Below are 12,953 nucleotides of genomic sequence, written 5' to 3'. Positions count from 1 at the left end.
GGAGGGATGGGGGTGGGGGAAGGGAGGGGAAACCTTTCTCCAGAAAGGTTTCCCCTCCCTTCCCCAATCTTTTCTCTAACCTGACACTACGCGATAACCCCGCGTGCGCGCAGCTCCTCGACGACCTTCCCGGCCAGATCGGGCAAACGCGCCTGACAGACCGGGGTCAGCCCGATCTCCATCGTGTGGTAATCGGCTGGCTCCATGCCGATCACGACCGCATCCGGCCTGTGCCCCGCCAAATCGCAGTAAATCAGCGTGTCGACCAGATCCGTCTGATGCATGGAGTCGCGGAAACTCATACTCTCGCGCAGCCCCTCGCCCTCCAAACGGTACAGGGTCCCCGGCTCGCCGCCGCCAAGGACGGCATCCACCACAATCAGCAGATCACACCCCATGATGGCGTCCATCAGCCGGATGCCGAGCGTGCCGCCGTCCATGAGCTCCACATTTCCGGGCAGGGATGCGCACTGCTGCAGATGCTCAACCGTGCGCACCCCGATGGCCTCGTCGGAGAACAGAATATTGCCTACACCCAAAACCAGCACCTGTTCAGCCATCTTCCGTTCTCCCGTTTTCACTTACAATATCTGAAACTTGCTGACTTCATTGGTCCTGCCGTCGATCACGTGCACCGCGCAGGCGATGCAGGGGTCGAAGGAATGGACCGTGCGCAGGATTTCGACCGGGCGCTTGGGATCGGCGATGGGCGTATTCACGAGCGCCTCTTCCACCGCGCTCGGGATGCCCTTCGAGCAGCGAGGCCCGAGGTTCCACGTGGAAGGCACCACAAGCTGGAAGTTGGCCACCTTCTTGTTCTCGATGACCAGCCAGTGAGAGAGCCCGCCGCGGGGCGCGTTCACGAAGCCCGCGCCTTCGCCCTTGTCCGGCACTTCGCAGTTCTCGACGATCTTCTTGTCGCCGGAAGCCACGTTTTCCTTGTATTCCTGCAACATCTCGCCGGTCTTCTTGGCGATGACGGCGGTTTCGATGCCGCGCGCGGCGGTCCTGCCGAGCGTGGAGAACAGATCGCCGGGCGTCAGGCTGAGGGTCTGCAACACGCTGTCGACCACCGGGACGACCTCGGCGTTGCCCTTGAGATAGGCCACCAGAACCTGCGCGAGCGGGCCGGTTTCCACGGCGCGCCCGTCGTAGCGGGGAGCCTTCATCCACGAATAGCGATCCTTGTCGCCCATGAAGGTGAACTTGGGTTCGGTAACACCCTGGAACGGCTTATGAACCGCATCGCCCGCGTACCAGCTGTGCCGCACGTGCTCCTCGATCTTCGAGGGATCGAAAGGCAGGGCTTCGAGCTTGCGGTCGAACACCACGCCGGGCTTGAACCACCGGGATTCGAGATTGCGCTCGTCGCCGGGGAACTCGCCGAAGGTCATAAAGTTGGTCGTGCCGCCGATCTTGGTCCAGTCCTTGTACGCGCCGCCGACAAGCAGCAGATCCGGGATGTAGACCTGATTCACGAAGTCGTTGACTTCCTTGTACAAGCCTTCGAATTCGGCGATGCGCTCCGGCGTCAGGCTTTCGTAGCAGGTCACGCCGCCCGCCACGAGGAACTGGGTGTGCGGGTTCTTCGCGCCGAACACCGCCATGGCCCGCGCCGCCTTCACCTGTAGCCGCAGGGCTTCAAGGTAATGCGCCGTGGCGATGAGGTTCGCTTCGGGATCGAGGTAGTAGGCGGGATGCCCGCCGAGGAAGTAGGCGTTGGTGAACGGGCCGAGCTGCCCGCTTTCCACAAAGGCTTTCAGCTTCGCCTGCACCGCCTTGAAGCCGTCCGCCGACGCGGGGCGCGGGGAAACGGAGGAACAGATTTTGGCGGCCTTGACCGGATCGGCTTGAAGCGCGCTGGTCACGTCCACGAAGTCGAGGGCGTGCAGATGGTAGAAATGCACGATATGGTCGTGCAGATACTGCATCCCGAGCACGAGGTTCCGGATGTAGGTGGCGTTCTTGGGGATTTCCACCTTGATCGCGTCTTCGAGGGCGCGGGTGGAGGCCAGCGCGTGGGTATAGGTGCACACGCCGCAGGTGCGCTGCGTGAAGTGCTGTACGTCGCGGGGGTCGCGCCCGACCAAAATCGTTTCAAGGCCGCGGTACAGGGTGCCGACGCTGCGGGCTTCGCTGACGCGCCCGTCCTTCACTTCCACTTCAATGCGCAGGTGGCCTTCGATACGGGTCAGGGGATCGATGACGACAGGTCCGGTGAAATGGCTCTGGGGTGTTTTTCTGGCTTCGCTCATGGGTGCTCCCTCTAGTTTTCATAGAACGGGGACAGTTTGTCCCAGAAACCGGGCTCGCTGCAGCCGATGCACGGATGTCCCGCGCCCACGGGCCAGTTGGTCCCGTTGAATTTGACCTTCGGGCAGTTGTTCATAGTGTCCGGGCCCTTGCAGCCCAGCTCATACAAACACCAGCCGTTGCGGGCCTCTTCGGAATCGAAGGAGGGAGCGAATTCGCCGTTGTCGAAGTGTTCCCGGCGCTCGCACTGGTCGTGCACGCTGCTGCCGTAGAACATCATGGGGCGGTTGTTGGCGTCGAGCTCGATGTTGTCGCCGCGCAGGAAGGCGACCAGCGTGCCCACGAGATTCAGCGGGTTCGGGGGGCAGCCGCCGATGTTGATGGCCTTGATGCCCTTCGCGCCGAAGCATTCGTTGACGCCCTGCGCGCCGGTGGGGTTGGGCTTGGCCGCCTGCACGCCGCCGAACGCGGCGCAGGTGCCGTAGGCGACCACGGCCTTGGCCTTGGGGAGGATGCGGCCGCAGATGTCGAGCATGGTATGCCCGGCGATGTAGCCGTATTTGCCTTCATTCGCCGTGGGGATGGCCCCTTCCACGACGCAGATGAAGCCCTCGGGAGCGGAAATGGCCTGCTCCAGAGCCGCTTCGGCGGCTTCGCCCGCGGCGGCCATGATGGTTTCATGGTAATCGAGCGAAATCGTATCCAAAATCAGCTCATCGATGAACGGCTGCCCTGTCCGCAGCAGGGCCTCCGAACAGCCCGTGCACTCGGCGTTGTGCAGGTACACCACGGAAGGGCGGCGGGGCATGGTCAACGCCCGCGCGACCTGTTCGGCGAATCCGGTCCCCATGCCCATCGTCACGGCGACCATGCTACAGAATTTCAGGAAATCTCGGCGGGATACTCCCTGCCGTTCCAGCCGAGCCTCGACATTCTCTTTTCCCAGACCAACGGCAATACGCATACGCTTCTCCTTATTCAGCGGCCGGCAAGATGTCGGTCACATGCGTGGATCAAAATGGTCGGAACCCCTCCCGCATCCCCTCGGCGTTTCCTCCGTAAAGACGACGAAACCGGGCCGATGTCCCCATGCTTGCGGAAGAAACGCCGCACATTGCAGAGCGCGGCCTCAGGTCCGTGCCCCAAGGCAAGCATTTTCCCCCTCGGGGAGAACAATGCCGCCCTCCTCCACTTCGGAACAGCCCAGTATAAGGGTATTCGAACGCTACGGCAACGATAGGGCCGTGTCAATCGGGTTCTCGAAAAATCGTAACGTGAAAAAGAGCGCATAACGGGACGTAATGAGAGTGCTTGCGCGCGGTGTTAGAGTGCTTCCGGGGCGTTCTTATGGAAAGGGAAAAAGGGAGGCGGCAGGGCAATCAAAAGGAAAGGAGGTGCGGCGCGGCATGTTGCAACAGAAAGAACATGCCCGGACTGGATGCAAGAGAAGCAAACCGCCTCCGCGCCGGATTGGACGAAGGGCACAAAAAAAGCGCCCTCTGAGGCGCTCCGATGCGGCATTCCGGTGCCGCCGCCCGCACAGTCCGCCGGGGCTGTGGGCGATTCCGGCCCGCAGTATCCCGGTGGGCTGAAAGGGCCGTTACGACAGCTTCAAGAATTTTCTGGCCCGCTCCACCTGCTCCTGAATGAGGGCATCTCCGACCTTTTTGGATTTCAGGAAGTGCTCAATGGCCTTGGCTACGTCATCCATCGGGATGCGCTGCTCCGAGCACACCTTGCGCAATTCCTTGGCGCGTTTTTCCTCGGCGGGATGACCGGCGAAGATATGATCCGAACCACCAAAGCAACCGGGAACGTGCGATTCCCATGTCTTGACTTTCTGTGACATCTCAAATCTCCTTTCCTTTAAGGATGCGATCGTTCCACACGATGTCAAGATGCGATGCATTGATTCCCTAAAAAGGAAGTAAGGTTTACAGTGCATGAGAGGCGAAAGCGTCCATTGCAGTGAGGCATGATTTGTTTTCTCTCATGCGGTTGCCTTTTCCCTTGCCTTGGGTACACTCAGGACAATCAGTCACAGTCTAACCTTTGGGGGATTATCATGAAACACAATAACGCGCTGCTGCACGGCTGCCTCCTCGCCGCCGGTCTGACGCTCCTTCCGTTCGCCGCCCACGCCACCGGCCTGAGCAACCATTTTCTCGCGGAAAACTCGTTCACCCAGTCCGTCAAGGACGGCTACCAGGACATCAAGAAAGAGGTGAAGGAAACCGTCGACGAGCTTACCGGCGACGACAAGACCGATACCCAGAAGTTCCAGGAACGCCGGGACAAGGATCTGAAGAAGTATCAGAAGGAAGTCCGCGACGCCCAGAAGGACTACGCGAAGAAACGCGAAAAGGCCCAGCGCGAATACCTGAAGCACCACAAGCAGCTCCCCTTCCAGGAAGACCTGCAAAAGGATCTCGAAAGCGCCCCCGCGCCCACGACCGCGAAGTAACCCCGATGCCCCGGCCCTCCGGGGCTTTTTTGTGTCTGCCGCCCAAGGCCCGCCCAGACAAAACGGGCCGGAGCGTCTGCCCCGGCCCGTTTTCTATTCAGCGAACTCCAGCTTGATGATGCTGGCCTTCCAGACCACCCTGTCCCCTTCGGGATCGCGGGTCAGGCCGGGGGCCTTCCAGCAGGCCGACACCGTCCCCCGTGGATTGATGATGTGATCGTCGTCGAACCAGTTCCCCTTGGCGATGTTGGTACTCCGGCCTTCACGGTAGGCGCCCACATTGAACCGCACGCCCGTCACCGTCTTCCCGCTCCCGTTCGTGATGGAGACGAGCAGTTCGCCCTCCCCGCACGCGATGCCGGGCGACGTCCGCGAAGCCGCTTCCGCGGCGGGCTCCACGGTGATGGCGACAAGTTCCCGCTGGCGCTCATCGTAAACGCCGTATCCCCAGAAGGCGATGCCGGCAAGCACCCCGGCCGTCCCGACGACGGCCAAGCCTATCAGCGTGTTCCGGGGCCAAAACCAGACCAGGACACACAGCGCGGCGGCGAGGATCACCCACGGCATACTGGCACCTCCTTTCCGCCGGGGCCAAGCGCGGCGGGGGGATATGTTGACGGCACTACTCGCCCGTGCCGAAGCGGTCGTCGAGCTGACGGTTACGGTTGAAAATCCCTTCCATCATCATGGCCAGCGCCCCGTCCCCGGTCACGTTGCAGGCCGTGCCGAAACTGTCCTGCAAAGCGAAGATGGCCAGCAGCAGGGCCACGCCCGCCGGATCGAAATGGAGCACGCTCGTCACGAGGCCGAGCGAGGCCATGACCGTCCCGCCGGGCACGCCGGGGGCACCCACGGCGAAGATGCCGAACAGCACGATGAAGAAGGCCATCGTACCCACGGACGGCAGCGTGCCGTACAGCATCAGGCTGATGGTCATGACGAAAAAGGTTTCGGTCAGCACGGAGCCGCACAGGTGCACGGTCGCGCCCAAGGGGATCATGAATTCCGTGACGGTCTTGCTCAGGGCCGGGGAGCGCCGCGCGCAGGACAGGGCCACGGGCAGCGTGGCGGCGCTGGACATGGTCCCCACGGCGGTGAGGTACGCGGGCAGGTAATAGCGCAGCACCCGCCACGGGTTACGGCCCGACAGGATGCCGCCGATGCTATAGAGCACGGCGAGCCAGATAAAATGGCCCACGATGACGATGCCGATGACCTTGAGGAAAATGGGGAACTGCACGGTCAAGCGGCCTTCATAGGAAAGCTCGCAGAACGTCGCGCCCACGAAAAACGGCAGGATGGGGATGATGACCCGGGTCACGACGCTGGTCATGATGGCTTCAAGCTCGGCCAACGCCTTGTTGATGATCTCGGCCTTGGTCCAGCTCACGGCGAGCCCGAGCAGCAGCGCCGTGACCAGCGCGCTCATGACGGACATGAGCGGCGGGATGTCCAGCACAAAGGACGGCTTCGGAAGATCGACGAGCCCGCTCACCTCCGTGGGCACGGACAGGTGCGGGATGATGGCGTAGCCGGAAGCCGCCGAGAACGCCGCCGCGCCGACGGACGAAAGGTAGGCGATGGCCACGGCCGTCAGCAGCATCTTGCTGGCGTTCTGTCCCAAGCGGGCGATGGCCGGCGTGATGAAGCCCACGATGACGAGGGGCACCGCGTAGAAAATGATCTGCCCCAAGGCGTACTTGACCGACGCCACGGCATCCATGACCTCCACGTTGGCCATGCGCCCCAGAAAGGCGCCGATGGCCAGTGCCACCAACAATTTGATGATCAATCCGAAATCGCTTTTCTTGGCGGACATCGCCCACTCCTTCTCTCTTCATCAAACATGCCGGGAAGGGTCCCGGCCTCCTCGGGGCGGCCCGCCTTCTCCTCGGGGGGCCGCAGAACGCCATGCCAAAAACAGGCCGGAGGCCCTGCCGTTCCCCACGGCCCGCCTCCGTCACCCGTCTCCGCCCCATCATACGTGACACGGCCCGCAAGGACAAGGCCGCCCGGCAAGCGGCGGCGGATCGGAAGGGAACGCCCCGGCGTGTGGCGATCAAGGGTATCCACGGTCGCCCCCTTATAGACGGTTTCCTGGGAGTTCCACGCGCGAGGCGATCAGGGGGCAGCCTTCGCTGGCTGCGACGTCCATGCTGGGGAACGTCCCGGCGCACGGCGATCAGGATGCCCGGCGACGGCTCCTGTGGCATCCACCTTCCTCCCGATCAGCCGGGACTCTCCAAAGCATTCCCCCAGATACCGCCGGGCTTCCGGAGCGGCCTATGACGCGGCGAGGGCCTATCGCGGCGGCGGGAGCGCCCCCGGGCGCTTTGCTGTCGGCATTCACGGGGCGCCCTTATGAAGGGAATAGCTTGAGATTCAACAAACTATCATCATTGCTTCCCTTATACGTGAGGATTGTTCTTGACAGACGCCTTCCTCCTTGGGCATCGTACCCCCAATAAAAACCGTTTTGGGCACCACAGGAGGCCATGCTATGGAACTGAAAAAGCTTCTTTATGCCGTTGACTTGGAAGACGCCCCCCATCCGGCCATCGAACACGTGAAGATGGTGGCGTCCCTGACGGGCGCTTCCGTTTCGATCGTGTACGTGCTCCCTTCCGAAACGGTCTATGAATCCAACTACCTCTCCGGCGAGGGCCAGCCCAACAGAATCGCGCCCACCCAAGCCCTGCTGGAAAAGATGGAACACTTCCTGAACACGAACTTCCCGGAAGGCGTCGACGACTGTGCGTTCCTCATGGGGAAGATTTCGGAAGAAGTCGTCAAATACGCCCACAAGAGCGACATCGACTGCATCGTCGTCGGCGCGCATGGCCGGATCGGGTTCCGGCAGCTGTTCGCCGGGTCCGTGGCCACGGAAGTCGTGAAAAAGGCCCACTGCTCCGTATCCGTCATCCGCCCCAGATATTGACGGAACGCCGACCTGCCCTTTCCCGGCAGGCAAGGAAAAGCATTACGCGTTTTGGAACCTCCCGCCTGGCGGGAGGTTTTTTCATGCGGAAAAGCGTGCCCCGAATACGTCCCGCCGCACTTGCGAGGATGGGTTGACCCGGACTTCCCGGCGGTGTAACAGGAAACAGTCCATGAGAAATGCTCATGGGCGACATTTCTAAGGGTGGTGTACCAATGCTGTATACGCGCAACTGATTGAGGACAAACAGAACCCACGGTGTGAGGTTCTCATTGTCTGTTCGGACGCGGAAAGAGCAAGCCTTTCGCCGCCCTTCTGAGTGTGCAGCCGAGGGGAGGCCGTAGAGGCGTTCCTTCTCTTTCCCCGTTCAGGATGGAGCCATCGTACGCATGGTGTATCCGCCAAAACGTTTGGGAAGGAGTAGGAGATGAGGAAAAATCTTTTTGCGACAACGCCGGGCATCATCATTGTGGGCGCCGTCATCGGCCTGATCGCCGTATGGCTGCAAAAGCTCGGCAACCCGGCAAACATGGGGATCTGCGTAGCGTGCTTCGAACGCGATGTGGCCGGAGGGCTTGGCCTGCACCGCGCGGCCATCGTCCAGTACCTGCGCCCTGAAATCATGGGGCTGGTGCTCGGCTCGCTGGCCGCCGCCATCGCCACGCGGGAATTCAAACCGCGCGGGGGTTCCGCACCCATCGTCCGTTTTGTCCTCGGCATGATAGCCGCCATGGGCGCATTGGTGTTCCTCGGATGCCCGTGGCGCGCGATACTCCGCCTCGCCGGCGGCGACGGAAACGCCATCCTCGGCCTTGCCGGCCTGGCCACGGGGATCTGGTTCGGGACGCTCTTTTTCAAAAAAGGCTATTCCCTTGGCCGCAGCAACAGCCAGAGCGTCGTCTCCGGGGCACTCTTCCCCGTCATCGCCGTCTGCCTGCTCCTTCTTTACCTCATTTTCCCGCAAATCCCGGATCAGCCGCAAAGCGGCCCCCTGTTCTACTCCGTGAAGGGCCCCGGCTCACAGCACGCCCCCTTCATCGCTTCGCTGGGGCTGGCCTTCATAATCGGCATCTTCGCGCAGCGCAGCCGTTTCTGCACGATGGGCGCGTTCCGCGACCTCTTCCTCTTCCGCTACACCCACCTGTTCCTCGGGCTGGCGGCCATGTTCGCCGCCGCATTCATTGCGAACGCCCTGACGGGCGGCCTCAAGTTCGGCTTTGAAGGCCAGCCCGTGGCCCACAGCGACTTTCTGTGGAACTATCTTGGGATGGTTACCGCCGGCCTTGCCTTCGCACTCGCCGGAGGATGCCCCGGCCGCCAGCTGTTCATGGCGGGGGAAGGCGACAGCGACGCCGGCATTTTTGCCCTCGGCATGTTGGTCGGCGCGGCTATGGCCCACAATCTGGGCACGGCCAGTTCCGGTACGGGCATCGGCGTATACGGTATGCAGGCGACGATCCTCGGTTTCGCCGTCTGCCTGATCATCGGCTTCGTCCATTCCAAGAAGGCGTAAAGGAGTATTGCCATGCGTACCATTGATACCCGGGGACTTTCCTGCCCCCAGCCGTTGGTCCTTTTCCATCAGGCCATAGCGGAAAACGCCGATACCCCTCTGGATGTGCTGGTGGACAACGAGGCCAGCCTCGAAAACGTCACCCGCGCCGCTGAAAAAAAGGGCTGGAACGTCACCCCGAAAGATGAGGGCGAGGGCGTCTTCCGGCTGGAACTCCGCAAGTGAGGAACTTCTTTTCCCGTTTAGCCGAAGTGTTTCAAGGGAAGCCCCGGAAAGGGGCTTCCCCGCCTTCCCGCACATCCACGGAATACGGCTTTCTCGTTTTCCAGCATACGGGCGAGGTCATCCGGGCCGAACGGATACTGCGGGAAGCGGGGTTTGCCGTGGAGGTCAAAGGGCCTCCCCCCGAACTGCGTACGGGATGCGACATGATCATCGTCTTTGACCTGATGCAGGAGCCGCTTATCCGCAACGCGCTGGGAGCCGCCCGCCTTGAGCCGATCCAGTCCGTCCCCATGCGCGATACCCTGCTCGAACCCGTATCGCTGTTCCATGTCCAGGATTACGGCGACTGGTTCATGGTGCGGGCCGCGAACATGAAAATCACCGTGGAACGCGCCACGGGGAAAATCGTCAACGTGTCCGGAGGCGGATGCCCCGATGTGCCGTATCTGGCGGCGCTGCTGACGGGGCAATGCATCGGCGAGGCCGAGGAGCCGCGGGTCAAGGGGCAGACGCTGTGTTCTTATTCGCTGCAACGCGCGTTTGAGGAGGCGAGGCGGCTATGGCGTGGATGATCTGCGGTACGGTGCCGGATGCGTCTTTTCCCCTGACGGGGGGACGCTGGCGTCTGGATGGCGGCTTCCTCCATGCGGAGGGCGGGGGCATCGCCCCGCTTTCCGTACAGCGCGGGACACCCGCCCTGCTCGGAACCGCATTGCTGACGTGCGAAACGCTTGGGGTGGAGCCTCCCACGGCACTGCTCGCCGGGGACACCGGGAACGGCGACGGGAGCAGGAAGCTCTACAGCCGCCTTGCGGCCTCCCCCAGCCTGTCCGGGGTTCGGGGCATCACGTTTCATTACCTGTTCCCCGACCTTGATGGGCACAACCGCGTCCTGATGGCTCTGGAAGAAGCGGACCCGAAGCCCGTGCTCGTCGCCGATGCCGGTTTCATGTATGTCGCCAAGATGAGCGGCTACGCCGACGCCTACGATCTGTTCACCCCCGATGCCGGGGAACTGGCCTTCCTTGCCGATGAAAAGGCGCCGCACCCTTTTTACACCAGGGGGTTCCTGCTGGCCGCGGATGAGGATATCCCAAGCCTCGTCGAACGCGCCTATCAGCACGGAAACGCCGCGCGCTTCTTGCTCATCAAAGGGAAGGTCGATCACCTTGTGGAAGGCGGGCGGTTCCTCGGCGACGTATCCGAACCGCAGGTTGCCGCTCTGGAGCCCATCGGAGGCACGGGCGATCTCGTCACCGGCCTTGTGACGGGCCTGCTCGCCGGCGGCATGGAGATGCCCCAAGCCTGCCTGACCGCCGCGCGGGCCAGCCGGATTACCGGGCTGCTTGCGAACCCGACCCCCGCGACGCAGATCGCGGAACTGCTGCCCTTCCTCCCCGAAGCGTTGCGCTGCGCTTTGGAGGGGGCCTCCCCCCCTGTGCGCCCCTCCGGGGCGTGAAACGGTCCAGACGAGAGCCGCCCCATCCCTCAGGATTCTTACGGAAAAGCCCCCTTCCTCACGGTTGGGGGCTTTCTTTACAAGACAGCCAGAACCATTCCAAGCCATCCCTATGGCAACTACCTTTCCGGAAACTCCTTTCCGATGGATTTCATTTGCCCATCCGACCAATACGAAGCGTCCTGACCGTCTATCCATTTGATCTGCCCGTCAGCCCAGTACGAGACATCTCCCGCCAACACGTGAAAAGGGAATACGCAGAACAGCAAAACCAAAAAGAATTTTTTCATTGCAACTATCCTGCAACATGCTCTGCGATTTGATGTAACCATTTGTCTTAACATCAAAAAATGGTTACTTATTCAGATAGGCATCCACTTCCTTTTCAGCCTTGCGCCGTTCAAGCTCATCCATGACCGCAACGGGAACGCAGACCTTGCCCACCGGGTTGAAGAACGTGGACAGCGACTTTGCATAGGGAATCGCCATCGGCAACAGGACAATCGTGCAGCACATGACAACGACCTGGGCAATGCCCCACAAGAAAAAAAGCACGCCCAAGGGAAAGTACAGGATCCGGACAATGAGGCAAAGAATGGCGTACAGGATGTTTCCGCTCTTATTGGGATGCAATTCCCGCTTGTCTATCATGGAATAGCTGTACGGAGCGAGAGCGAACTTGGCATATTGAATCAAACCAAGCCCGATGGGGGCACCGACAACGGTAACGGTTAAAAGGATCCCCGCCAAAAAAGAAAACAAAGACGTCACAAAACCAAAGCACGGAAAATGCCAAAGGATATTACCTAATAGTCTCATAGCCACTCCTTGTTGCCTCCCAGACCATACCATGCCTGCAAAGTCAAGATGCCGGGCAAGGAAAGCCCTAGGCCTCCTGCGGGTGTGGGGCTTTTCCCTTTTTCCATCTTTTACGCCGATAGTTATAATTACTGAACACGCAGTGTGGGAAGCTAGCCGGGCCGGACATACGGAAAAGGCGTCTTCCTCGCGGGCAAGCTGGATGCCCCCGCCACTTCTCTGTGCCGTCTCCATCCCTTGCTCCGCAAGGGGGCTCCCGGCCTTGCCTGCGGGCAGGGCCTCCCGCTCGGTAAGTGTCTCGCCCCGGTAGGTAGCATCCGCCAGTGGCGATGGCCCCGGCGTCAGCGGTGCCTGGCTACGGCGGGAAGGGAAGAAGCGGCATACGTACAAGGAGACAAGAAAAAGAGGCAAGAAAGGGAATGCGTGCCATCTCGCCCACTTTAAAAAAACAACTATATCAATATATTATTGTAAATTGTACAAACACGGAAAGTAAACTATACCCAAGGGGGAATCAAAATGCCATTTATAAGGATAAAACATGCCAGAAAGACAGCTGACTATCCAACAAAAAAGATATTTAAAATTTGCCCATCTGTTTTTTGCCGCCCTCTGGGGTGGCGGGGCAACAACGATGGTACTCTTGTTTTGCCTCTTTCATCCCAGCACCGCACATGAACAGATCACATTCAGCAAGATTTTATTTTATATAGATTTTATCATAGTCGGCCCCGGAGCCGGCGGATGTCTAGCCACAGGGCTCATCTACTCTTTATATGGGAATTGGGGATTCTTTAAATTCAGATGGATAACGTTAAAGTATGTTATCAATATCCTGTTCATTACGTACGGTATGCTCGTTTTCCTACCGTTTACACACGGCCAATACAGCTACTACCTATCACAACCGACAGAGGCCATAATACCTGAAGAGAGCATATGGATGAACATATTCTGTACTTCGCAAAACTTTTGCACGATACTCATGTTTCTCTTTGTGGTTTATCTTTCAGTATTTAAATCTGTTAAAAAGAAAAACCGAGAGAGGCCCCGCCCCTTCGCCACAGACTGAACCTCGCCTGCGATGCATAGCCCCGCCCTATCCTCCCACCGGGCTTTGCGGCTACGGCCTTCCCCGGACGCCCGTACCGATGCCGCCGGGAACCGGCAACGCTCCTCCGTCCTCACCCGTGACATCCTGCCCTTCCTCTTCATGGGGCAGGCCACAAAACACGAACTCCGCCGGATGGACGAAACCGCCCGCCGCACCACATAAACGAAA

General features: G+C 60.5%; 15 protein-coding genes. 8 read left to right on the top strand and 7 right to left on the bottom strand.

What is annotated here, in order from left to right:
- Positions 1-86: 86 nt before the first annotated feature.
- The 4 genes from T370_RS0114895 to T370_RS0114875 all read right to left on the bottom strand — a co-directional run bounded on the left by T370_RS0114895 (position 87) and on the right by T370_RS0114875 (position 4,102).
- Positions 87-560 (bottom strand): HyaD/HybD family hydrogenase maturation endopeptidase, encoded by a 474-nt coding sequence (locus T370_RS0114895; protein WP_005027589.1) that lies wholly within the window; start codon positions 558-560, stop codon positions 87-89.
- A gap of 21 nt (positions 561-581) precedes the next feature.
- Entirely contained in the window at positions 582-2,255 is a 1,674-nt protein-coding gene (locus T370_RS0114890) for a nickel-dependent hydrogenase large subunit (RefSeq protein ID WP_029436186.1), read from the bottom strand.
- Between the two features lie 11 nt (positions 2,256-2,266).
- Positions 2,267-3,217 carry a hydrogenase small subunit gene (locus tag T370_RS0114885; RefSeq protein ID WP_005027594.1) on the bottom strand — a complete coding sequence of 317 codons (951 nt, stop codon included), beginning with the start codon at positions 3,215-3,217 and terminating at the stop codon, positions 2,267-2,269.
- 636 nt (positions 3,218-3,853) lie between these two features.
- On the bottom strand, positions 3,854-4,102 hold the full coding sequence (locus T370_RS0114875) for a hypothetical protein (protein WP_005027596.1): 249 nt from the start codon (positions 4,100-4,102) through the stop codon (positions 3,854-3,856).
- A 216-nt stretch (positions 4,103-4,318) separates the two neighbouring features.
- Here T370_RS0114875 and T370_RS0114870 point away from each other — a divergent pair, with 216 nt between their 5' ends.
- The gene (locus T370_RS0114870) at positions 4,319-4,717 is read left to right on the top strand and encodes a hypothetical protein (protein WP_005027598.1); all 399 of its coding nucleotides are present in this window, start codon (positions 4,319-4,321) and stop codon (positions 4,715-4,717) included.
- A gap of 93 nt (positions 4,718-4,810) precedes the next feature.
- On the opposite strand, the gene T370_RS0114865 is transcribed toward T370_RS0114870, so the two are convergent.
- Positions 4,811-5,284, bottom strand: coding sequence for a hypothetical protein (locus T370_RS0114865; RefSeq protein WP_029436185.1), 474 nt, complete (start codon positions 5,282-5,284; stop codon positions 4,811-4,813).
- A 55-nt stretch (positions 5,285-5,339) separates the two neighbouring features.
- Positions 5,340-6,536: a dicarboxylate/amino acid:cation symporter gene (locus tag T370_RS0114860; RefSeq protein WP_005027601.1), complete on the bottom strand. Its 1,197-nt coding sequence runs from the start codon at positions 6,534-6,536 to the stop codon at positions 5,340-5,342.
- A 681-nt stretch (positions 6,537-7,217) separates the two neighbouring features.
- Between T370_RS0114860 and T370_RS0114855 the strand changes: the two genes are divergently transcribed.
- The 5 genes from T370_RS0114855 to T370_RS0114830 all read left to right on the top strand — a co-directional run bounded on the left by T370_RS0114855 (position 7,218) and on the right by T370_RS0114830 (position 10,852).
- Entirely contained in the window at positions 7,218-7,655 is a 438-nt protein-coding gene (locus tag T370_RS0114855) for a universal stress protein (RefSeq protein ID WP_005027603.1), read from the top strand.
- 427 nt (positions 7,656-8,082) lie between these two features.
- Entirely contained in the window at positions 8,083-9,168 is a 1,086-nt protein-coding gene (gene yedE / locus T370_RS0114845) for a YedE family putative selenium transporter (protein ID WP_029436184.1), read from the top strand.
- Between the two features lie 12 nt (positions 9,169-9,180).
- Entirely contained in the window at positions 9,181-9,393 is a 213-nt protein-coding gene (locus T370_RS0114840; protein ID WP_005027607.1) for a sulfurtransferase TusA family protein, read from the top strand.
- The gene (locus T370_RS0114835) at positions 9,390-9,965 is read left to right on the top strand and encodes a putative Se/S carrier protein (protein ID WP_005027609.1); all 576 of its coding nucleotides are present in this window, start codon (positions 9,390-9,392) and stop codon (positions 9,963-9,965) included. Before T370_RS0114840 ends, T370_RS0114835 begins: the two co-directional genes overlap by 4 nt.
- Complete coding sequence (locus T370_RS0114830; protein WP_029436183.1) at positions 9,953-10,852, top strand: carbohydrate kinase family protein; 900 nt, start codon at positions 9,953-9,955, stop codon at positions 10,850-10,852. Before T370_RS0114835 ends, T370_RS0114830 begins: the two co-directional genes overlap by 13 nt.
- Before the next feature lie 354 nt (positions 10,853-11,206).
- Here T370_RS0114830 and T370_RS0114820 read toward each other — a convergent pair whose 3' ends face one another.
- Positions 11,207-11,905, bottom strand: a complete 699-nt coding sequence (locus T370_RS0114820) for a YccF domain-containing protein (protein WP_248604270.1) — start codon at positions 11,903-11,905, stop codon at positions 11,207-11,209.
- Between the two features lie 307 nt (positions 11,906-12,212).
- Here T370_RS0114820 and T370_RS0114815 point away from each other — a divergent pair, with 307 nt between their 5' ends.
- Positions 12,213-12,743 (top strand): hypothetical protein, encoded by a 531-nt coding sequence (locus T370_RS0114815; RefSeq protein ID WP_029436182.1) that lies wholly within the window; start codon positions 12,213-12,215, stop codon positions 12,741-12,743.
- 12 nt (positions 12,744-12,755) lie between these two features.
- Complete coding sequence (locus T370_RS0114810; RefSeq protein WP_029436181.1) at positions 12,756-12,947, top strand: hypothetical protein; 192 nt, start codon at positions 12,756-12,758, stop codon at positions 12,945-12,947.
- The last annotated feature ends 6 nt before the right edge of the window (positions 12,948-12,953 follow it).

This window comes from Bilophila wadsworthia ATCC 49260, assembly GCF_000701705.1.
Taxonomy (GTDB): Bacteria; Desulfobacterota; Desulfovibrionia; order Desulfovibrionales; family Desulfovibrionaceae; genus Bilophila; species Bilophila wadsworthia.
The sequence above is the reverse complement of the archived record's forward strand: the minus strand, read 5'-3'. Positions and strand labels throughout refer to the sequence as shown.